Genomic DNA, 21445 nt, shown 5'->3' on the forward strand with positions numbered 1-21445 from the left:
ATCAAGCAAATTGGTGGATACTCTTGCGCTCGCTGTGCATCACTCCTCTCACCAAGGACTGCCGTTCTTGCGGACGAACCGGTACTTTCCGTCCGAAGCCATTTCCGCGCGCAAATCATCGTCTGGATATGTCACCTCGTCACCTGGTGTTCGATCCCCCACCTCGATGTAAAGTACGTCACAGCCCGTATCATTACGGAGATAATGAGCGGTACCCCCGGCCGCAAACCCTGCGCACATGCCTGGGCGCAGCTTCGCCTCCCCCTCGTCCGTTATGAGCGTAGGCTCACCCTCCAAGACATAAATGAACTCGTCCTGGCGGCTATGGCGGTGGCGCAGCGCAGATGAAGCTCCTGGCGATAGCCGTGTAAGATTCACGCCAAAGTTGGTAAGGCCAAACAGATCACCGAGCGGCCGCTTTTCGCGCCCAGCCATGCGCAAGGCAAACTGTTCAGGATAGTTGGATGGTCTTGTTCGCGGCGCGGCCAGCGCCGCCTCAACCGCAACGGCGGCGGCTTGGCCCGCCCCCTGCACCGTCTGGGTTTTCTCCATTGCGTATCTCCTTCGCTAAGGTCTTTTCGAAGTGAAATCTGCGGAGGCCGCCGCCCATTGTCTTGTGCGTTGCTTCGCCCGCACTTTCTTCCTTTATCAAACGATAGCCAGCCCGACGGTAGAGAGAGACCGCTGCAGACTGTAATTCCGATGTACTAAGAACGAGCCGATGCAAGCCTGCGAGGACGCAAAGTCGTTCAGCCTCCGCAAGTAGTGTCCGACCGACACCGCGACGCCTACACTCAGGAGCCACATACATCCGGCGCAGCTCTGAGCTATCGTCACCAGCGGGCTCGAGTCCAAAAAAGCCGATCAGCGCACCGGAAGGATCCTCTGCGACCCAGAACCCGCGGCCTGGGCTCGACCCGTAATAATCGGGAATTCGATTGATCTCATCCCGTAGTGCGATGGTGATGTATTGTTCGAAGCGCTCGCGAAGCCCAGGCGGAGCGAGTTCACGATTCACTCTCTCGAACAGCGTTCTCACAGCTGATGTGTCGTCACCTCTAAACGCACGGATGAGCAAATCGCGGTTCCTTTTGTTTTAGACGCCGCGGAAGGTCGGCTGGCGCTTTTCGACGAAAGCAGCAACACCCTCTCGTGCATCGACCGTAGGCACGATACGGGCAAAGGCTGCTTCCTCAATGGCGAGACCATCATCAATCGAGCTATCCATACCGCGATGAACCGCTGCCAGTGCAGCAGCGACCGTCAGGGGCGGCTTGGCAGCCAAATGCTCCGCCAGCGCCATTGTTTTTGAGATCAGTTCGGCATCCGTTACCACTCTGTTTACGAGCCCGAGCTGAGCCGCCTCGTTCGCGTCGAAGACACGACCGGTCAAGATCAGTTCGATCGCGGCTTTGCGTCCGACGTTGCGTGGCAAACGTTGCGTACCGCCAAAAGTGGGAATGATTCCGATGTTAATCTCCGCCTTTGAAAAGGTCGCCGTCTCCGCGGCGAGCGCAATGTGAGTTGCCTCGATCAGTTCGCAACCTCCGCCAAACGCAATGCCATTTACGGCGCCAATAATGGGCTTCGGGAAGCTCTCTACGCGGCGCGTCATCTGATGACCTGGCCTCATAAAATGGACCACGGCTTCCGGAGCCCCGGCTTCGATGTGTCGCTGAAACGCCGCAATGTCAGCGCCCGCGCTGAAGGCACGTCCGGCGCCCGTGATTACGACCACCCGAAGACGCTGATCGAGCTCAATTTCATCCAGAGCGGCCATCAGGGCCGCAATCATCTCGTTACTTAGCGCGTTCAGCTTTCGCGGGCGATTTAAGGTCAGCATCGCCACAGGACCGCGATCTTCGCGTAGCACTTGCGGCGCGGTGCCGCTGTCCATTTCTCTAGTATCCACCATTTCCTCCATGTCGGGACCAAGCCGGGCCTGCGGCTTAGAAACCAGAGCTGTCGCCCCCGGGACCTAGCAGGCTCGGGCAGCCCGTTGTCTCGGACGCCCCTGGCACTCCGGCTCACGATCAGCTTAATTGAGGCCAGGCTGCCAATGAAATTGATGCTGTTCACGTCCCACATTGACGCTAGTAATTTCCATCCTCACTGCCACGGCTTAAGCCGATTTGCCGGAACCGCAACGCAGTCATTCCTGACTAAGTGATTAGAGCGCCACGTAATGCATTGACTCAACTCATTCGCCGCCAAGAAGCGTATCAATGAATGTTGCTGCCGTTTCCTTCAGGTGCTTGCGGCTGTATCCAGCGCGTTCCATCACCGCTATACCTCTTGTGAATGTTACAACTACCCGCGCAATTCGATCCGCATCAATCACCGACGATTTATGGGGGTCCGAACCGATTGCCTTGGCGATAAGCCGTTCAAGTCGGTTGAGCAAACTTTGCACGCGCCGGCGCACAGCTCTGCTCGAAATAGAAGCGTCGAGGGCGGTCCGCGTCGTAAGGCATCCTCGCGCAGGAGAACCGGCCGTCATATTCGCGATAATTAAGTCGAAAAACGATCGCAACGCTACTGCAGCGTCGCCGCGGGCCAAGGCGTTGTCGACGGCTTGCAGGAATTGCTCGGCGTATTGGTCGAACGCGCGCAGGAAAATCGCTTCTTTGTCACCGTACGCGTTGTAGAGGCTGCCACGCTGGACACCTGTCGCCGTGGCAAGGTCCTGCATTGTCGCATCGTGGAGACCTTTCCGCCAGAACACATCAAGCGCGATCGCGATTACCTGACTTTCGTCAAACTGGCGCGTGCCCGCCATCCTATCCGCCCCCCGTTGATCCATCCTTGACATTCTCGTCAACTTTGACATTCTTGTCAAGAATGACTTTAGGCGATACGTCAGCTATGTCCCATCACTTGGCTGGTTCCAAACGCGTATTGAAAGGGATGACGCCAGCCGGCGCCTGCGTTCGTCTCGGCGTTATCGTGACTTGGTTATTCCACTCCACAGAGGCAGGACTTGATGGGCGATACCGAGGAATAGGCCCATTGATCACGCAACTCCGCGCTCGAGCGACGTCTCGGATCCGGCGATGGCGCGAAGCTCAGCAGAGCTGGGAAGCGCTCCGCCACCTGGATGATCGTCAATTAAAGGAATTTGGAATTCATTCCCGGCCGCCCGACTTGATAAAAAATAAATTTCCCTGAGCGAGCAGTCCAGCAGTGAAGAACTTGCGACCGATCCCTTCTTACCAAACACTCTCCGATTGCCCAATCGCTATTTCGATACAGCCTGGTTTTGGGGCACTTACAATGACAGCAGGATTTATAAAGGTGAACGGCAGCAGAAGTGACCTTTGGCGGGAGGTTATCATCGCGCTTGGACTATCTGCCGGCGCAGCCGTCGCCCTGGGATTCGCTCGGTTTGCTTACGCCTTGCTACTGCCACCGATGCGGGAGGATCTAGGATGGTCTTACGTTGAAGCTGGCGCTCTGAACACGGCGAACGGAGCCGGCTACATCGTGGGCGCGCTCGTCACGGCATGGATTGCCAGAAAGTGGGGCACGGCACGCGTCTTTCTCGCTGGTTTCTCCGTCAGCGTCTTGATTCTCTTGTTGACGGCGGCCGCGACTCGTTTCTCTACCCTCTTCCTTTTGCGAATTGTTGGTGGCGCTTCCACTGCGCTCACATTCATTTTGGGCGCGGGATTGGCTGCTGCAATCTGTCCCATGCAGAGTCCACGTCGGCGTGGCACCCTCGTCGGTCTCTATGTTGCTGGAGCAAGCATTGGCATTCTGTTAGCTGGCGCGGCTATCCCGATTGTCTTGCAAGGTAGTGTGCAGCGTTGGCCAGAGGGCTGGGTCGCCCTAGGCCTCATTGGTGCCGCGACACTGCCGGCTGCTTGGGGGGCCGCGCGCAATGTACCCGAACCGGTCGGTCGTGGCATTGCCGTGTTGGACATTTCCGAATTTCGGCAACTGGCGCCGACATTTGTCGGCTACAGCCTCTTCGGCGCCGGTTACGTCGGCTACATGACCTTCATCATCGCTTTGTTACAAAAGCAAGGCAGCAGCAGCGGACAGGTAACTTTGTTCTGGTTCGTGCTGGGGCTAGTTTCTGCCGTATCGACGCTGCTATGGGGAAGGGCTCTGGGCGCCTGTAAGGCTGGTCGGGGGCCAGCCTTGGTGTTCGCAGCGACGATGCTCGGCGCGCTACCTGTTCTGCTCCACCCTGGCCCGACTGCAATGTTCTTGTCTGCATTCCTTTTCGGAGGCAGCTTCTTAGCAGGCCCAACGTCGATCACGATCGTTGCACAGCGCCAACTGCCGGCTTCGTCCTGGACCGCGGCGATTTCCCTTCTCACAGTCGGCTTTGCCTTGGGGCAGGCTGCGGGTCCGGCTTTAGCAGGAGCGATTTCCGACGCTTTGGGAAGTGTTGCTGCAGGCTTTTGGGTCTCACCAGCTCTCCTCGGCATCGCGGCCTGCGTGAACTTGCTGCAACGCCCCGCCCGGGCAAGCACTGTGTGACAACTGCCGACGAGCTTCGTTCAGGCCTCTGCGCCGCGGACAACCGAGCCCGCCTTCGCCGCCACAACGATCAGCAACTAATCAGATATCGATACGAGACCATTATGTTATACGGTCGGCGAGTGTACGACGCGAGAGGCAAGCGCCAAGGCCCCTCAGCGGGAGCTCTGATTTTACCGCTCAGAGGGACGTGCAGCCTACCGCGCTCTGCTGCACATGCGGCGCCTGTCCTGCAATTAAAGTGCACACCTTCTTTCGCGTGCGAGGCGCAGCCGTGACCGAGTTCCCTTGGATGTGCCGAACAGCTCTCGTGCTCGAGCGAGCGACAGCCCCGCCGGGCCGTACTTGCCGAAGGTGACGGTCTCGCGCCGCCCATTCATCCGGTAGTCCAGCCGAAACGTGAGTGTCCCGGACGGCTTCACCAGCACTTACATGCCGTCCCGGTCCGTCACCTTATAAATTTTATCTTTTGGTTTCAGGTCCTTAAGAGCTGCATCCGTCAACATTCGGGCCGCCTCCTCGAAAAAAGACCGTCAGCCAATTTCGGGCGCCATCAGGACGAAATCTCTTTTTTCTTACAGTGTCTTAATTCAAAACAAGACCGTCATCTGGCGCTCAGCCCCTGACGGCATCGGATGAAATCGGATTCGCAACCAGAAGCCGGACCGTCAAGGAGTATGTCAGCCGCGATCTCTGCCGGCCGATAGTCCTCGAATGTCTTTTGGGTATTTCTTTTTTTTATCAGTGCATTACGGCGTATTCTGGCGTGCTGCGGGATAGCGCCGGATGGGCCTGAATCATTCCCACTCGATCGTGCCGGGCGGCTTGGAGGTGATATCGTAGACCACGCGATTCACGCCGCGTACCTCGTTGATGATGCGCGTCGCCACGCGCCCCAGGAAGTCATGCGGAAACGGATAGTAATCCGCCGTCATGCCGTCGGTGGAGGTCACGGCGCGTAGCGCACAGGCCTGATCGTAAGTGCGGCCATCGCCCATCACGCCGACGGTGCGCACCGGCAGCAGCACGGCAAAGGCCTGCCAGATCACGTCGTAAAGCCCGGCCTTGCGGATCTCGTCGAGATAGACGGCATCCACCTCGCGCAGCAGGTCGAGCTTCTCGCGGGTAATGTCGCCCGGGATACGGATCGCCAGGCCAGGCCCCGGGAAGGGATGCCGGCCGACCAGGCTCTCCGGCAGGCCGAGTTCGCGGCCCAAGGCGCGCACCTCGTCCTTGAACAGCTCGCGCAGCGGCTCGACCAGCTTCATCTTCATGCGCTCGGGCAGGCCGCCGACATTGTGATGCGACTTGATCGTCACACTCGGCCCGCCATGAAAACTGACGCTTTCGATCACGTCCGGGTAGAGCGTGCCCTGGGCCAGGAAATCGGCGCCGCCGATCTTCTTCGCCTCTTCCTCGAAAACATCGATGAACAGCGCGCCGATGGTCTTGCGCTTCTGCTCCGGATCGGCAATGCCGGCCAGCCGGCCCAGGAACAGATCCGAGGCGTCCTTGTGCACCAGCGGAATGTTGTAGTGATCGCGGAACAAGCGCACCACCTCTTCCGCCTCGCCCTTGCGCAGCAGGCCATGATCGACGAAGACGCAGGTGAGCTGATCGCCGATCGCCTCATGGATCAGCACGGCGGCCACCGAGCTATCGACGCCGCCCGACAGGCCGCAGATCACCCGGCCCGTGCCGACCTGGGCGCGAATCTTCTCGACGGCTTCGTTGCGGAAGCCCTTCATGCTCCATTCGCCGCTGCAGCCGGCGACCTTGCGCACGAAATTGCGCAGCAGCTTGGCGCCGTCGGGTGTATGCATCACTTCCGGGTGGAACTGCACGGCATAGATCCGGCGTGCATCGTCGGCGATGGCGGCAAACGGCGCGCCCTCGCTGACGCCCACGACACGGAAGCCGGGCGGCAGCTTGGTGACGCGATCGCCATGGCTCATCCAGACCTGATGCTTCTGGCCCTGCTCCCAGACGCCGTCGAACAGCGCGCAATCGTCCTTGATCTCGAGGAAAGCGCGGCCGAATTCGCGATGATGGCCGGTCTCCACCTGGCCGCCGAGCTGGGCGCAGATGGTCTGCTCGCCATAGCAGATGCCGAAGACCGGCAGGCCGAGCTTGAAGACGTCGTCCGGCGCGCGGGGGGAGAATTCCTCGGTCGTCGAAGCCGGGCCGCCGGAGAGGATGACGCCCTTCAGCTTGCCATGCGGGCTGTTCTCCCTAAGGGCCGCGCCGGCCTTCTGGAAGGGGACGATCTCGCAATAGACGCCGGCCTCGCGGACCCGCCGGGCGATCAGCTGCGTGACTTGCGATCCGAAATCGATGATAAGAATGCGCTCCGCCATCGGCGTCCTTCAACTCCTTGTCTGGGGCAGGCGGAGCGCAGAACCGGGATACGACCGGTCCGGTCAGCTCGCCTTGCCGGTCTTGTAGTCGGCAATCTTCTTTTTCAGTTCGGTATACTCAGCGCAGCCGAAGATGCAAAGCCTGTCGAGCTCGTTAAGCTGCTCCTCGGCCTTGGCCAGATTGCCGGTTTTCAAGTAAGCCTCGCCAAGATATTCATGCGCGCCGCGATGGCGCGGATTGATGGCGAGCGCCTTGCTGTAATTGGCGAAGGACAGCTCGTAATTGCCCTGGTTGCGATAGGCATAGCCGAGCCAGTTATAGGCATCGGCATTGGTGTTGTCCTTGGCCACCACCGCCTGGAACAGCGGAATCGCCTTGGCCCAGTCCTTGTTGTCGATCGCCTTCTTGCCTTCGGTGAAATTCGGATCCTCCGCCTTGGCAGGCGTGCCGGGCGTGCTCATGTCGCTCGAGCCGCCGGCGGCGAGAAGCGGCGACGCGGTCAGGCCGATACCGGCAAAAATCAGGAATGCCGCGACAATCCGGGCCGGACGAAGGGTAAGCATGTCGGGACTACGCATGGTGGGGGTACGCATGGTCAGCTCCTCGAAGCGGTGGGAGTATACCGGTCGGGATCATCGGCCTGCCACCCTCGCCTCCCGCGCTGGAACGCGACGGCGAAAAAGCCGTCGGTGCCATGCCGGTAGGGCGTCAAGGCCAATTCCGACCCAGACCGTATACGCAGCTCGGTTATATCCGAGCCGAAGGCCGCCGTCAGAGGAAGCGTTGTAAACTCAGCGTGATGAGCCAAAAACCACTCCGCCTGCTGTTGATTTTCCAGCGGCAGGATCGAGCAGGTGGCATAGACCAGCCGGCCGCCCGGGCGGACCAGCCGGGCGCCGTCGGAGAGCAGGCCGCGCTGGCGGCGGACCACCTCATCCAGGCTGGCCGGGTCGTAGCGCCAGCGGGCTTCCGGATTGCGCCGCCAAGTGCCGCTGCCGGAACAGGGCACATCCAGCAGCACCCGATCCGCACGGCCTTCCATGCTGCGCAACAGTTCGGGCATTTGGTCGGCCGGATGGATGGTCACGTTGCGGATGCCGGCGCGCTGCAGTCTGGGCGGCAGCCGGCCGAGGCGGCGCGGATCGTTGTCGGTGGCGTGCACCTGGCCCCGGTTGCGCATCAGCGCCGCCAGCAGCAGGGTTTTGCCCCCGGCCCCGGCGCAGAGATCGACCACCGTCTCGCCCGGCCTGGCATCGACCAGCAGGCCGCCGAGCTGCGCGGCCTCGTCCTGCGGCTCGATGAGACCGTCGCGATACAGCGGATGCGCCTCCAGCCGCACCCGTTCGGCGATGCGGATGCCCAGCGGCGAATAAGGCGTCGGCGCGGCCCCGATGCCCTCGGCGCGCAGTTGCAGCAACACTTCTTCCCGCGTCGTCTTCAGCGTATTGACCCGCAAATCCAGCGGCGCCCGTCCGTTCAGCGCCGCCAGTTCCATCTCGGCGGCATCGCCGAAGGCGGCCTGCACCATGTCGGCGACCGTCGGCGGCAGATTGACCCGCGCCCAGAGCGGCGCGGCCTCGTCGGAGGGCAGGTGCGACAGCGCCGCGGCTTCGGCTTCGCTCAAGGGCGGCGGCGCGTATTTGCCCCCATCGCATAACCGCTGCCATTCCGCCAGCGGCGTGGACGCATCGGCGAAGGTCAGCAGGCGCGGCGTCATTTCCGCACCGCCCTGCTCCAGCCGCCAGCGCCGCATGCCCTGTTCGCGCAGCACGGCATAGACGGCATCGCTGATGGCTCGGCGGTCCTTGGCGCCGGCATAGCGGTTGCGCCGCTGCCAGTCCGCCAGAACGCGATCCGCCGCCGCGGCGCGGCCGAAAATCTCCGCCAGGATATCGATGGTCGCGGCCAGCCGCGCCCCGGGCGTCACTGACTTTACGACTCCTGCCGGTAATTCGGCGCCTCGCGCGTGATCGCCACGTCATGCACATGGCTTTCGCGCAGGCCGGCCGAGGTGATGCGGATGAAACGGCAATTCTTGCGCATCTCTTCCAGCGTCGCATTCCCGGTATAGCCCATCGCCGAACGCAGGCCGCCGACCAATTGATGCAGGATGGTGCCGGCCGGGCCCTTATAGGCGACGCGGCCCTCGATGCCTTCCGGCACCAGCTTCAGCTTGTCGCTGACTTCCTGCTGGAAATAACGGTCGGCCGAGCCGCTGCCCATCGCGCCCAGCGAACCCATGCCACGGTAGGATTTGTACGAACGGCCTTGATAGAGGAAAACCTCGCCCGGAGCCTCGTCGGTGCCGGCGAGCAGCGATCCGACCATGCAGGCGCTGGCGCCGGCGGCAATCGCCTTGGCGAGATCGCCGGAATATTTGATGCCGCCATCGGCGATCACCGGCACGCCGGCTTTCTCCGCCACCGCCACGGCATCGGATACGGCGGTCAGCTGCGGCACGCCGACGCCGGCAACGATGCGCGTGGTGCAGATCGAGCCCGGACCGATGCCGACCTTGACGGCGTCGACGCCGGCATCGATCAGCGCGCGGGTGCCTTCGGCGGTCGCGACATTGCCGCCGATCACCTGCGTGCGGTTGGAAACCTTCTTGATCGCGCGCACCGCCTCCAGCACGCGGCTGGAATGGCCATGCGCGGTATCGACGATGATCACGTCGACGCCGGCATTCATCAGCTCCTGCGCCCGCTCCATGCCGTCGGCGCCGGTGGAAACGGCGGCGGCGCAGCGCAGCCGGCCCTGCTCGTCCTTGCAGGCATTCGGATGCAGCCGCGCCTTCTCGATGTCCTTCACCGTGATGAGGCCGACGCAAGCGTAGTTCTCGTCGACGACCAGCAGCTTCTCGATGCGATGCTGATGCAGAAGGCGTTTGGCCTCCTCCATCGACACGCCCTCGCGCACGGTGATCAGCGGGTGCTTGGTCATCAGCTCATGCACCGGCTGGCTCATATCGGTGGCAAAGCGCACGTCGCGATTGGTGAGGATGCCGACCAGCTTGCCGCCCTGCTTCTCGGTGACCGGGATGCCATGGATGCCGTGCCGCTCCATCACCGCCAGCGCCTCGGCCAGCGAGGAATCCGGCCGGATGGTCAGCGGATTGACCACCATGCCGGATTCGAACTTCTTCACCGCCGAGACTTCGCGGGCCTGTTCCTCGATGCTGAGATTCTTATGAATCACGCCGATGCCGCCGGCCTGGGCCATGGCAATCGCCATGCGCGCTTCGGTGACGGTATCCATCGCCGCCGAGACGAGCGGAATGCCAAGCTCGATGCTCCGCGTCAGCCGCGTGCGGGTGTCCACCTCGGTGGGCAATACGCTTGAGGCCGCCGGTTCGAGCAGGACATCATCGAATGTATAGGCTTCACGAAACTGCATGGCGGGCTCCTTCAGACGGTCTGGGCGGTGGTCTGGTTCTGGTTTGCTTCGGCAGCGGCTTCGGCGGCGAAATCGCCACCGGCGCGCGCTTTCTTCATCAGATCGGGATAATGCGTCAGCATCGCCTGGCGCCATGCGGCGAAGGGCAGATCGGCAAAGCTGCCGCAGTCGGCCACATATTCCATATGGCGGCGATTATCGGCATTAAAGGGATGAAAGATCGAATCGGTCCCGCCGTCGAATTCGAGCGGCAGGACGCGGAATTTGTCGCAGAGCGCGAGATTGAAGGCGGGCGTCGCCTTGGCCTTTGGATCGCGCGTACCGCCAACGGCATCCTGCGCCAGAGCGCGCACCAGGGGATGGTCCTTGTCGATAAAAGAGGTGGCGGCCAGGAAAGCCGGGTCCACCGCAGGCTCGGGCAAAGCCGGCGCGGTCATAGGCAAGGTGTCTCCCGTAGGGGGTGAGATAGGGTTCCTTGCCGCGGAGGATATAGCCGCTCTTTGCCGCCGGGTCCAGCCTCAATCCGCCCCGGAAATCAGCCCCGGAATCCCATGGCGATGACGTAGGATTCGGCCGAATCCGCCCGGCTGGCCGGCGGCTTGACGTGCCTTACCAGCTTGAAGTCCCGCTTCATGGTGTTCAGCAGCTCGTTCTCGGTGCCGCCACGCAGCACCTTGGCGACGAAAGCCCCGCCCGGATTGAGCACGCGCAGCGCAAAGTCCAGCGCCGCCTCGCACAGCGCCATGATGCGGATATGGTCGGTCTGGCGATGGCCGGTGGCTGGTGCCGCCATGTCGGAAAGCACCAGGTCGGCCTTGCCGCCCAGCGCCTCGATCACCCTGGCATCGGCGCCCTCGGCCAGGAAATCCTGTTGCATCAGCCTGGCGCCGGGAATGGGATCGACCGGGTTGATGTCGACGCCCAGCACGAAGCCGCCGCCGGCCTCCCCCGCCTTGACCTTCTGCACGGCAACCTGCGTCCAGCCGCCCGGCGCGGCGCCAAGATCGACCACCCGCATGCCCGGCTTGAGCAGTTTGAATTTCGCATCGAGCTCAAGCAGCTTATACGCCGCACGGCTGCGGAACCCGGCGGTCTTCGCCGCCGACACATAAGGATCGTTGAGCTGGCGCTGCAGCCAACGCTGCGAGCCGACCGAACGTCCGCGCGCCGTCTTTACTTTCACCTTGGCGCGATGGCTCGGCCCCGGCGTGCGTGCGCTCATCGGCCGCTCCTATGGGACTGGAAGCGTCCCAAATGCAGCGTGTTGCGCATCAGTTCGACCAGCACGCCTTCCCGGACGCCGCGATCCGCCACCCGCAATCGCGTCGCCGGCCAGAAACGGTACAGCGTCTCCAGGATCGCGCAGCCGGCCACGACCAGGTCGGCCCGTTCGGAGCCGATGCAGGGATGCAGCGCGCGCTCGGCAACGCTTTGTTCAGCCAGCCGGTGCGACTGCTCGATGACGGCATTGAAATCGAGCCAGCAGCCATCGACCTGGCGCCGCTCGTAGCGCGGCAGCCCCAGCAACACGCCGGCCAGGGTCGTCACCGTGCCGGACGTGCCCAGCACCTGCACATTGCCGCCGGCCAGATGCCTGGCCAAGCCATGCTTGGCCTCGAAAGGCTGCAGCACCGCAGCGACATCCGCGATCATCTTTTCGTAGGAGCCGCTGTGACTGTCGCCCGGGCCGAAACGCTCCGTCAGGTTGACAACGCCGAAGGGCAGCGAAATCCAGTCTATCACTTCGGCATGACCATGCTGGGTCAGTTTGGCCCAGAGAATCTCGGTCGATCCGCCGCCGATATCGAAGACGATCGCATGGCTGTGCGGCGGTTCGAGCAGCGGCATGCAGCCGATCAGCGCCAGCCGCGCCTCCTCGGCGCTGGAAATGATATCCAGCGTGATGCCGGTCGAGATTTTGACCTCGTGCAGGAATTCGGCGCAGTTGCCGGCGCGCCGGCAGGCTTCGGTGGCGACGGCCCGTGCCACGCCGACGCCGCGCCGGGCCATTTTCTCGGAGCAGATCTTCAGCGCCTCGATCGTGCGCTCCATTGCGGCGTCGGACAGCCGCCCGGTGCTGCTCAGGCCCTCGCCCAGCCGGACAATGCGGGAGAATGCCTCGATCACCCGAAAACCGTCGCGGTTCGGCCGGGCGATCAGCAGGCGGCAATTGTTGGTCCCGAGATCAAGAGCCGCGAATACCGGCGGAACAGCTCGCCCCGGCGCAGCAGTCGACGGACCGCTGGCTACAGGCGCATCCATCGTCACGGAACCATCTCTCGGCGCGTTAAATGTGAAACTCGCATCGCTGCAGTTTAGCGCGGCCGGCGCTGAACGGTAAGGTGCTGGTCGGCTGTCCCGCTCAGTTCTGCGGTTTTTGCGACGTGCCTTGATCCGGCTGCTGCGGCTGGGCCGGTTTCGCGGCGCCGTTGGCTTCCTGGGGCACCGAGAAAATCTGGCCTGGATAGATCAGGTCTGGATCGGCGATCTGGGCTTGGTTGGCGCGGTAAATCTCCGTATAGCGCAAACCTTCGCCGTAAATATGGCGGGCGATGCGCCACAGGCTGTTGCCCGGCTGCACCACGACGCTCCGGCCGTCCGGCCCGAACTTGAGGTCCTCCGGCTTGGCCCGGCTGAACGGCATCTCGAGGCGGGAGGCGACCTTGCCGGCCTGCTCGACCTGGTCGACCCGCATCGAATAGATGCCCGGCTCCACGGACTTTTCCGGCTTGAGCGTCCAGCGCCCCTTGTTGTCGGCCGCGGCCACGCCGATCGGCTCATTGTTCAGGTAGACCTGTACCGTCGCGCCGGCCTGCGCCCGGCCCGACAGGATCAGGTTGCCCTTCTCGTCATATTCGACGGAATCGAGTGCCAGGCCTTTGCGGGCCGGGTCCAGCGGGCCCTCATTGGGCCGCTGCAGCAGCCGGCTGGCGCCCTTGAACGGGGTAAGGACCGCGATTGCCTGCTCTCCGCCCTCGCCGGGCTGGCATTCGGGGACCACGGTGACGACTGAAGCATCGGCCTTGATCGGCTCCTGCCCCTGCATCTGCGATTCCAGGACGAATTCCTGATTCCCCTTCTCCAGCGGCAGATCGGGCACCAGAACCCATTCTCCCCGGGGGTCAGCCGTGACGCGGCCGATCTCGCGCGTTCCGGTCTTCACCACGACGACGGAGCCCGGCATGGCGCGGCCGGCAAAGACGGCTGTGCAGTTGCGGCTGATGCGAACCACATCGAAACTGGGTGGAACCTTGGCCACGCTCTCGGGCGCCGGCGTCGCTGCGGGCGCAGGCACCGGCGGCGGCGCAGCCGCATCCTTGCTGGCCTGCGGCGGCAATCCGCGGTTGTTGGGCTCGGCGCCGAAGAAGATCACCGCTAGGATGCCCAGAACAGCGACGCCAAGTAGAATGAAGAAGAAGCGACTGCCCCGCACCCGAATATCCCGGCTGGCAAAATTGTGAACGACCCCGGAGATTAAGACCTCGCCTTCCGCCCCGCAACTCTCCTAAGCTTGGCGGCCTTGCAATAATGAATTCCACCTGCAAATCACATGCGATATTTCCCGCAACACCTTGTCGCAGGACGGCTCTTTCACGCCCCGCGCGCTCTGACGTCAGCCTTTCTCCTGCTGCTATGGGCCTTTGCGGCCGCAGCTCAGGGCCAGACCGGCACGCCGGATGCCGATCTCGTCAATCGGGGCGCCTATGTCTTCCGGGCAGGCGGCTGCTACGAATGCCACACCGACACCAAGAATAAAGGCGCGGCGCTTGCCGGCGGCCGCGCGCTGCCGACGCCGTTTGGCACCTTCTATGCGCCCAATATCACGCCGGACCCGGAGACCGGCATCGGCCGCTGGACGGAAGCGCAGTTCGCCGCGGCAGTCCGGCAGGGCCTGGCGCCGGATGGCATGCCCTACTACCCCGCCTTCCCGTACACGTCGTTCACTCAGATCCGCGACGGAGACCTGCACGCGCTCTGGGTCTATCTGCGGGCCCAGCCGGCGGTACGGCAGGCAAACAAGCCCCACGATCTCGGCTTTCCGTTCAATCTGCGGATGCTGACCTGGGGTTGGCGGCTGCTCTATTTCCATCCCGCGCGCTTTACTCCGGATGCGTCTCAATCGGCGCAATGGAATCGCGGCGCCTATCTGGCCAATGCGCTCGGCCATTGCGGCGAATGCCATACGCCGCGCGATCCGCTCGGCGGCTTGGAAACCGATATGAGATATGCCGGCTCGAATGACGGCGCCGAAGGCAAGCCGGTGCCGAACATCACGCCGCATCAGAAAAACGGCATCGGCACCTGGAGCGCGCAGGATATCGCCGATTTCCTCGGCAGCGGCATGACGCCCGAGGGAGACTTTGCCGGCGGCCTGATGGGCGATGTGATTGACGACAGCACGAAATACCTGACGGATGACGACCGTATGGCGATCGCCGTTTACCTGAAATCGCTGCCGCCGATCGATTTCCGTCCGCACGGCAAGCAGAAGCAATAAGAAAAACGGGCCGGCTGATGCCGCCGGCCCGTGACTATCCGACTGTTCCGGAATGGTATTCCGGATCGGCAGATCAATGCTGTTCCGGCACGCGGTACAGCTTGTGGCAGGCGCCGCAGGTCTGGCCGAGCGCCTTGAAATCGGCCTTCACCATATCCATGCTGCCGCCTTTCGCGTCGGCGACGAGTTTTTCCGCCGCGGCCTTGCTGTTGCTGGCATGCTTCTCGAAATCGGCCCAGTTCGCCCAGATTTCCGGCTTGGCCTTGGTGTCGCCCTTGTCGGAGCCCTTCGGGAAGGCCCCCGGGATTTTGGCCGACATGGCGGCGATGCTTTCAGCCGGCTTGACGGCGGCGGAGGCCGGGCCGCCCGCATCGATGATCTGTTTCAGTTCCTTCATCGCCCGGCCATTGCCCTTCATGCCCTCCTGGCGGGCCTTGATGATATCGGCCTGGGCGATGGCCATTCCCCCGACCGTCGCCACCGCGATGCCGACGGCAGCCGCCAATATCGCTTTATGCCACTGTGCCATTGTCTCTCCCTTGCTCTGTCGCCCGCGCGCTGGTCCGGGCCGATTCTGTATACCCTCTCCGGCGGCGCGGAACGACAAGTCCTTAAAACCTCACGAAAAATTTAGCGCACGGTTACCCAGAGGTAACATCGCGGCTTTTCTGCTGGCATACTGGTCTGGAATCGGTTACCCATCGCCACCCCGTACCCAGACAAACCTCCCAGTCCGATGACGGCTATTCGCTCTGTATGTGTTTATTGCGGCTCGAGCCTCGGCGAGAGCCAGGCTTACACCGCCCAGGCCCAGATTCTTGGACGGCTGCTCGGCGAAAGCCGTATCCGCCTGATCTATGGCGGCGGCCGGATCGGCCTGATGGGCGTGGTGGCCGAGGCGGCGCTGGCGGCCGGCGGCGAGGTGGTCGGCATCATCCCGCACCATCTGCACGACTGGGAGATCGGCCATACAGGCCTCACCGAGCTGCATGTGGTCGACAGCATGCATACCCGCAAGCGCATGATGGTGGAAATGTCCGACGCCTTCATCGCCCTGCCGGGCGGGCTCGGGACTTTGGACGAATTCTTCGAGATCGTCACCTGGCGGCAGCTCAAGCTGCACGACAAGCCGATCATCGTGCTCAATGTCGAGGATTACTGGCGGCCGCTGCTGGCGCTGATCGAGACGGTGATCGAGCGCGGTTTTGCCCGCCGCACCGCCACGAATCTGTTCACCATCGTGGATGAAGCGGAAGCGGTGATCCCGGTGCTGCGGGACGAGCCCGCCCCGGAACATCCGCCGGCGACCAGCCGGATTTGACCTTTTCTCGACCGGTCTGGAATTTAAATCCACCCGCCGCAAAGGGCCTTAAGGCTTCTCCCGCCCGGCCGGCTTTGCTAGGGTCCGCCGACTTAAAATTTTGCGCCCAACCCGAGACTGAGAAGGGGGACTTATGGAGAAGATCAAGGTCAAGAATCCAGTCGTCGAACTCGACGGCGACGAGATGACCCGCATCATCTGGAAGTTCATCAAGGAGAAGCTGATCCTGCCGTATCTGGACGTGGATCTGCTCTATTTCGACCTCGGCATCGAATACCGCGACAAGACCAACGACCAGGTTACCGTCGACAGCGCCCATGCGATCCTGAAGCATGGCGTCGGCGTCAAATGCGCCACCATCACGCCGGACGAAGCGCGCGTGAAGGAATTCAGCCTCAAGGAAATGTGGAAGTCGCCGAACGGCACGATCCGCAACATCCTCGGCGGCACCATCTTCCGCGAGCCGATCATCTGCAAGAACGTGCCGCGCCTGGTGCCGCACTGGAACGATCCGATCGTGGTCGGCCGTCATGCCTTCGGCGATCAGTACCGCGCCACCGATTTCCTCTTCCCCGGCAAGGGCACGCTGACGATCAAGTTCGTCGGCGAGGACGGCAAGGTGATCGAAAAGGAAGTCTTCAAGGCGCCGGGTTCGGGCGTCGCCATGGCGATGTACAACCTGGACGACTCGATCCGCGACTTCGCCCGCGCCAGCATGAACTACGCGCTGTCGCGCGGCTGGCCGCTGTACCTGTCGACCAAGAACACGATCCTCAAGGCCTATGATGGCCGCTTCAAGGACCTGTTCCAGGAAGTGTTCGACAAGGAATTCGCCGGCGAATTCAAGAAGGCCGGCATCACCTACGAACACCGCCTGATCGACGACATGGTCGCCTCGGCGCTGAAATGGTCGGGCAAGTTCGTCTGGGCCTGCAAGAACTACGACGGCGACGTGCAGTCGGATGTCGTCGCGCAGGGCTTCGGCTCGCTCGGCCTGATGACCTCCGTTCTGATGACGCCGGACGGCAAGGTGGTGGAAGCCGAGGCCGCGCACGGCACGGTGACCCGCCATTACCGCGAACACCAGGCCGGCCGCGAGACCTCGACCAACCCGATCGCCTCGATCTTCGCCTGGACGCGCGGCCTGATGCATCGCGCCAAGCTGGACAACAACGCGGCGCTGGACAAGTTCGCCCATACGCTGGAGAAGGTCTGCATCGAAACCGTCGAGAGCGGCTTCATGACCAAGGACCTTGCCATCCTGATCTCGAAGGACCAGCCCTGGCTAACCACCCAGAAGTTCCTCGACAAGATCGACGAGAACCTCAAGAAGGCGCTGGCGTAACTCCGCGCCCGTTTACCTCGATCGGAAGGGCCGCGTCATCGACGCGGCCCTTTTTGTTTGCCCTCGTCGCTCCCGCGAAAGCGGGAGCCCAGTCGTGTCATTTGCTGGCGTGCCATTTGCTGGCTTCCCGCGTGCGCGGGAATGACGAGCGGGGTTGCGGTGCCTACGCCGCCGCCTTGGCATTGCCGATTGCGGCCGCGATCGCCTCGAGCGCCTTCTCGGCCCCGGCCGGATCGGCGCCGCCGCCCTGCGCGAAGTCAGGCCGGCCGCCGCCGCCCTGCCCGCCGATCAGCGGCGTCGCCACCTTCACCAGTTCGGCGGCGTTCAGCTTCGCGGTCAGGTCGCTGGAGACGCCGACCACCACCGCCACCTTGCCGTCCAATACCGAGGTCAGGGCGACGACGCCGGAGCCGATCTCCTTCTTCATCGCATCGACCATGCCGCGCAGATCCTTGGCCGGCACGCCGTCCAGCTTGCGGGCGGCGAAATTCACGCCGTTGACGTCCCTGACCTGCGGGCCGGCCGCGCCTCCACCGGTCGCTAGCTGGCGGCGCAGTTCGGACAGTTCGCGCTCCAGCCTGCGGCGCTCTTCGAGCAGCGCGGCGAGCCGCTGCGGCACGTCCTTGGGCTGCGCCTTGAGCGCATCGGCGGCCGCCTTCAGCGTCTCTTCCTGTTCGGCGAAATAGGCGCGCGCCGCCTCGCCGGTCAGCGCCTCGATGCGGCGCACGCCGGCGCCGACCGCGCCCTCGTTGACGATCTTGAACAGGCCGATATCGCCGGTGCGCCGCACATGGGTGCCGCCGCAAAGCTCGACGGAGAAATCCTTGCCGTCATCCGCGCGGCCCATCGCGAGCACGCGCACCTCATCGCCGTATTTCTCGCCGAACAAGGCCATGGCGCCGGCCTTGATCGCCTCGTCGGGCGTCATCAGGCGGGTGGTGACATCGGTATTCTGCCGCACGACCTCGTTCACCTTGGCCTCCACCGCAGCGATCTCATCGGCCGAAAGCGGCTTGGGATGGCTGATGTCGAAGCGGAAGCGGTCGGGCGAAACCAGCGAGCCCTTCTGCGCGATATGCGTGCCGAGCTTTTCGCGCAGCGCCGCATGCAGCAGATGCGTCGCCGAATGGTTGGCGCGGATCGCGGTGCGCCGGGCGTGATCGACCTCCAGGCTCGCCAGATCGCCGACCCTGACGCTGCCTTCGACCACCTTGCCGATATGGGCGTGCAGCAGCCCGAGCTTCTTCTGGGTATCGCCGACCGCGATCTTGCCGCCGCCCGCGGTGACGATCACGCCGGTATCGCCGACCTGGCCGCCGGATTCGGCATAGAACGGCGTCTGGTTCAGCACGACGGCCACCTCGGTGCCGGCCTTGGCCTCGTCGACGCTCTTACCGCCGACCACGATGGCGTCGATGCGGCCCTCGGCGGCTTCGGTGTCGTAGCCGAGGAACTCGGTGGCGCCCTTCTCTTCCTTGATGTCGAACCAGACCTTTTCGGTGGCCGCTTCGCCCGAGCCGGCCCAGGCCTTGCGCGCCTCTTCGCGCTGCGCCTGCATCGCGGCCTGGAAGCCGTCGACATTCACGCCGATGCCGCGATTGCGCAACGCATCCTGCGTCAGGTCGAGCGGGAAGCCGTAGGTGTCGTAAAGCTTGAACGCCACCTCGCCCGGCAGCATGTCACCCTTCGACATGCCCGTGGTGGCGTCGTCCAGCAGCTTGAGGCCGCGTTCCAGCGTCTGCTTGAAGCGGGTTTCCTCCAGCTTCAGCGTCTCGGCGATCAGGCCTTCGGCGCGGCCAAGCTCCGGATAGGCGCGGCCCATGACGCCGACCAGGGACGGCACCAGCCGCCACATCAGCGGGTCCTTGCAGCCCATGAGCTGCGCATGCCGCATGGCGCGGCGCATGATGCGGCGCAGCACATAGCCGCGGCCCTCGTTCGACGGCAGCACGCCATCGGCGATCAGGAAGCAGGACGAGCGCAGATGGTCGGCGATGACGCGATGGCTCATCTTGTGATCGCCGTCCGGATCGGTATGCGACAGATCGGCGGACGCCTCGATCAGGGTCCGCATGATGTCGATGTCGTAATTGTCGTGCTTGCCCTGCAACACGGCGGTGATGCGCTCCAGCCCCATGCCAGTATCGATCGAAGGCCGGGGCAGATTGACGCGCTCGTCCCTGGTGACCTGCTCGTATTGCATGAACACGAGATTCCAGATCTCGATATAGCGGTCGCCATCGGCTTCCGGGCTGCCCGGCGGACCGCCCCAGATCTTGTCGCCGTGATCGTAGAAGATTTCCGAGCACGGGCCGCAGGGGCCGGTATCGCCCATCGCCCAGAAATTGTCGGAAGTCGGAATCCGCACGATGCGCTCGTCGGGCAGGCCGGCGGTTTTCTTCCAGATATCGAAGGCTTCGTCGTCGGTGTGATAGACGGTCACCCACAGCTTGTCCTTGGGCAGGCCGTATTCCTTGGTTACCAGGTTCCAGGCCAGCGGGATCGCTTCTTCCTTGAAGTAGTCGCCGAAGGAGAAGTTGCCGAGCATCTCGAAGAAGGTGTGATGCCGTGCGGTGTAGCCGACATTGTCCAGGTCGTTGTGCTTGCCGCCGGCGCGCACGCATTTCTGCGCGGTCGCGGCGCGCGTATAGGGGCGCTTCTCCTGGCCGGTGAAGACGTTCTTGAACTGCACCATGCCGGCATTGGTGAACATCAGGGTCGGGTCGTTGCGCGGCACCAGCGGCGACGACTCCACCACCTGGTGCCCGGCCTTGGCGAAATAGTCGAGGAAGGCCTGCCGGATATCGTTGGCGGAGGACATGGATTTCACACCCCTGGTCGGCGGCGCCTCGGCTTCCAGCCAAGGCGCCATAAATCTGCAGTTTCGTATCATGCGCCGGTCCAGCCAAAGGCGGGACCGGCAAGAGGCACTACTTAACGCCCCCCTTTAACGCTGTCCAGCGAGCCGCAAAGGCAGGTTCCACGGCTAAACTCTTGATCTGCATAACCAAGCTCCCGTCGCTTCGGTCTTATTGCGAGCCAATTGCAGCCCATTCGATGCCAATTGCACGCCAATTCGATACCCGTTCGGCGCCAATCGCGGACCAAGGCCGGCCCATGGGACGCCAGGAGCAGGCCACTCGACTGCCGGTTTCCTCCGATGGCCTGACCAAAAGCCCGGACGAACCGGCAGCTCCGACTTGCGGCGGCACTTCACTTTCAGAACATATAAAGCACATTGTTTTGGGATTTTAGTGGCAATTATATACTTACCACCACAAGGCCGAGCGCTAGTATGAGCCCCGACAGGCCGGCGACAACTGAGGAAGAGATTGAGATTACCCCTGCGATGATTGAGGCGGGGCTTTCCGCTTGCCTTGCTTGGGCTGTACCTGGGTCGTTTTCTGAGGCACCGGAAGCGGTTTATCGTGCCATGGAAAGTGCTCGTCGAGCAGCCAATTCGAGTTCTGGAGCCGGTACTGCTGCATCCTGAACCGGACGGCTATACTCAGACCGGAATACCAGTTTAGCCATTCAATCGAAACTTCAGTTGGCCCTTGCGGTTTGAAAGCTGTTTCGGCGCGGAAGATGCCAACAGTCTTGTGTATTGGTGAGTACCAGACCTGCTCATCGTGTATCACTCGGTTGCGGTAATCAGCTATACGCACGAATTCGTGCGCCAGCTTGATGAGCTTCTTTTTGTCCGCTTCTAGAGTGACGTTGGTTTCTACCAGTCTTTCGAGTAGCGTTGCTCGCGGGACGTAATACGGGATTGCCGCTGTGACGGCTCTACCGGATTGCTCGGAAAGACCTGCGATATGCCATATGAGATGGTTCATCTCCGTCTCCATGGCGCTGAAATACACGATGAACTCGCCAAGGTGAGGGGCGAATTCTTTTGGGAAGATCGTTCCCACGAAATAGTCAGGGGGTTCCATGGCGAATCCGAAGAATAATGACAGGTACAGCGAGGACGAAGCGGCGCGCCGGTTTGATAAAGCGTTGCGCGGTGCGCTATCGACTCCCCCAAAGCCGCTAA

General features: G+C 62.8%; 19 protein-coding genes and 1 pseudogene. 4 read left to right on the plus strand and 16 right to left on the minus strand.

Features of this window, described 5'->3' with window-relative positions; translation table 11 throughout:
* Positions 1-48 precede the first annotated feature (48 nt).
* The 4 genes from VF194_RS01375 to VF194_RS01385 all read right to left on the minus strand — a co-directional run bounded on the left by VF194_RS01375 (position 49) and on the right by VF194_RS01385 (position 2779).
* Entirely contained in the window at positions 49-552 is a 504-nt protein-coding gene (locus VF194_RS01375; protein ID WP_330887264.1) for a cupin domain-containing protein, read from the minus strand.
* Positions 497-1078, minus strand: coding sequence for a GNAT family N-acetyltransferase (locus VF194_RS19770; protein WP_414656063.1), 582 nt, complete (start codon positions 1076-1078; stop codon positions 497-499). Before VF194_RS19770 ends, VF194_RS01375 begins: the two co-directional genes overlap by 56 nt.
* A gap of 18 nt (positions 1079-1096) precedes the next feature.
* Positions 1097-1897, minus strand: coding sequence for an enoyl-CoA hydratase-related protein (locus VF194_RS01380; RefSeq protein WP_330887266.1), 801 nt, complete (start codon positions 1895-1897; stop codon positions 1097-1099).
* Between the two features lie 303 nt (positions 1898-2200).
* Positions 2201-2779, minus strand: a complete 579-nt coding sequence (locus VF194_RS01385) for a TetR/AcrR family transcriptional regulator (protein WP_300781505.1) — start codon at positions 2777-2779, stop codon at positions 2201-2203.
* Between the two features lie 515 nt (positions 2780-3294).
* Here VF194_RS01385 and VF194_RS01390 point away from each other — a divergent pair.
* The gene (locus VF194_RS01390; protein WP_330887270.1) at positions 3295-4488 is read left to right on the plus strand and encodes a YbfB/YjiJ family MFS transporter; all 1194 of its coding nucleotides are present in this window, start codon (positions 3295-3297) and stop codon (positions 4486-4488) included.
* A 301-nt stretch (positions 4489-4789) separates the two neighbouring features.
* On the opposite strand, the pseudogene VF194_RS19715 reads toward VF194_RS01390, so the two are convergent.
* The 9 genes and pseudogenes from VF194_RS19715 to VF194_RS01435 form a co-directional block, all read right to left on the minus strand.
* Positions 4790-4994 (minus strand): annotated as a pseudogene (locus VF194_RS19715) (Arm DNA-binding domain-containing protein); the annotation flags it as partial.
* Positions 4995-5285: 291 nt separating this feature from the next.
* A complete protein-coding gene (gene guaA, locus VF194_RS01400; protein WP_330887273.1) occupies positions 5286-6845 on the minus strand; it encodes a glutamine-hydrolyzing GMP synthase in 1560 nt (519 codons plus the stop codon).
* A gap of 63 nt (positions 6846-6908) precedes the next feature.
* Positions 6909-7439 (minus strand): tetratricopeptide repeat protein, encoded by a 531-nt coding sequence (locus VF194_RS01405; RefSeq protein WP_330887275.1) that lies wholly within the window; start codon positions 7437-7439, stop codon positions 6909-6911.
* A gap of 2 nt (positions 7440-7441) precedes the next feature.
* The gene (locus VF194_RS01410; RefSeq protein WP_330887277.1) at positions 7442-8773 is read right to left on the minus strand and encodes an RsmB/NOP family class I SAM-dependent RNA methyltransferase; all 1332 of its coding nucleotides are present in this window, start codon (positions 8771-8773) and stop codon (positions 7442-7444) included.
* A gap of 5 nt (positions 8774-8778) precedes the next feature.
* Positions 8779-10242, minus strand: a complete 1464-nt coding sequence (gene guaB / locus VF194_RS01415; RefSeq protein ID WP_330887279.1) for an IMP dehydrogenase — start codon at positions 10240-10242, stop codon at positions 8779-8781.
* 11 nt (positions 10243-10253) lie between these two features.
* Positions 10254-10679 (minus strand): hypothetical protein, encoded by a 426-nt coding sequence (locus tag VF194_RS01420; RefSeq protein WP_330887281.1) that lies wholly within the window; start codon positions 10677-10679, stop codon positions 10254-10256.
* A 98-nt stretch (positions 10680-10777) separates the two neighbouring features.
* On the minus strand, positions 10778-11464 hold the full coding sequence (locus tag VF194_RS01425) for an RlmE family RNA methyltransferase (RefSeq protein ID WP_330887283.1): 687 nt from the start codon (positions 11462-11464) through the stop codon (positions 10778-10780).
* Positions 11461-12504 carry a Ppx/GppA phosphatase family protein gene (locus VF194_RS01430; protein ID WP_330887389.1) on the minus strand — a complete coding sequence of 348 codons (1044 nt, stop codon included), beginning with the start codon at positions 12502-12504 and terminating at the stop codon, positions 11461-11463. Before VF194_RS01430 ends, VF194_RS01425 begins: the two co-directional genes overlap by 4 nt.
* Positions 12505-12604: 100 nt before the next feature.
* Positions 12605-13675: a LysM peptidoglycan-binding domain-containing protein gene (locus VF194_RS01435; RefSeq protein ID WP_330887285.1), complete on the minus strand. Its 1071-nt coding sequence runs from the start codon at positions 13673-13675 to the stop codon at positions 12605-12607.
* Positions 13676-13792: 117 nt separating this feature from the next.
* Between VF194_RS01435 and VF194_RS01440 the strand changes: the two genes are divergently transcribed.
* A complete protein-coding gene (locus VF194_RS01440) occupies positions 13793-14740 on the plus strand; it encodes a cytochrome c (RefSeq protein WP_330887287.1) in 948 nt (315 codons plus the stop codon).
* A gap of 73 nt (positions 14741-14813) precedes the next feature.
* Here the strand turns inward: VF194_RS01440 and VF194_RS01445 are convergent, their stop codons facing one another.
* Positions 14814-15269, minus strand: a complete 456-nt coding sequence (locus tag VF194_RS01445; RefSeq protein ID WP_330887290.1) for a cytochrome c — start codon at positions 15267-15269, stop codon at positions 14814-14816.
* A 207-nt stretch (positions 15270-15476) separates the two neighbouring features.
* Here VF194_RS01445 and VF194_RS01450 point away from each other — a divergent pair, with 207 nt between their 5' ends.
* Both VF194_RS01450 and VF194_RS01455 read left to right on the plus strand, forming a co-directional pair.
* Positions 15477-16061, plus strand: a complete 585-nt coding sequence (locus tag VF194_RS01450) for a TIGR00730 family Rossman fold protein (protein WP_330887292.1) — start codon at positions 15477-15479, stop codon at positions 16059-16061.
* 133 nt (positions 16062-16194) lie between these two features.
* Complete coding sequence (locus VF194_RS01455) at positions 16195-17406, plus strand: NADP-dependent isocitrate dehydrogenase (RefSeq protein WP_330887294.1); 1212 nt, start codon at positions 16195-16197, stop codon at positions 17404-17406.
* A gap of 163 nt (positions 17407-17569) precedes the next feature.
* Here VF194_RS01455 and alaS read toward each other — a convergent pair whose 3' ends face one another.
* Both alaS and VF194_RS01465 read right to left on the minus strand, forming a co-directional pair.
* Positions 17570-20227: an alanine--tRNA ligase gene (alaS, locus tag VF194_RS01460; protein WP_330887391.1), complete on the minus strand. Its 2658-nt coding sequence runs from the start codon at positions 20225-20227 to the stop codon at positions 17570-17572.
* Between the two features lie 517 nt (positions 20228-20744).
* The gene (locus tag VF194_RS01465; protein ID WP_330887296.1) at positions 20745-21344 is read right to left on the minus strand and encodes a hypothetical protein; all 600 of its coding nucleotides are present in this window, start codon (positions 21342-21344) and stop codon (positions 20745-20747) included.
* Between the last annotated feature and the right edge of the window lie 101 nt (positions 21345-21445).

The sequence above is a fragment of the Ferrovibrio sp. genome, from assembly GCF_036381655.1.
Classification (GTDB): domain Bacteria; phylum Pseudomonadota; class Alphaproteobacteria; order Ferrovibrionales; family Ferrovibrionaceae; genus Ferrovibrio.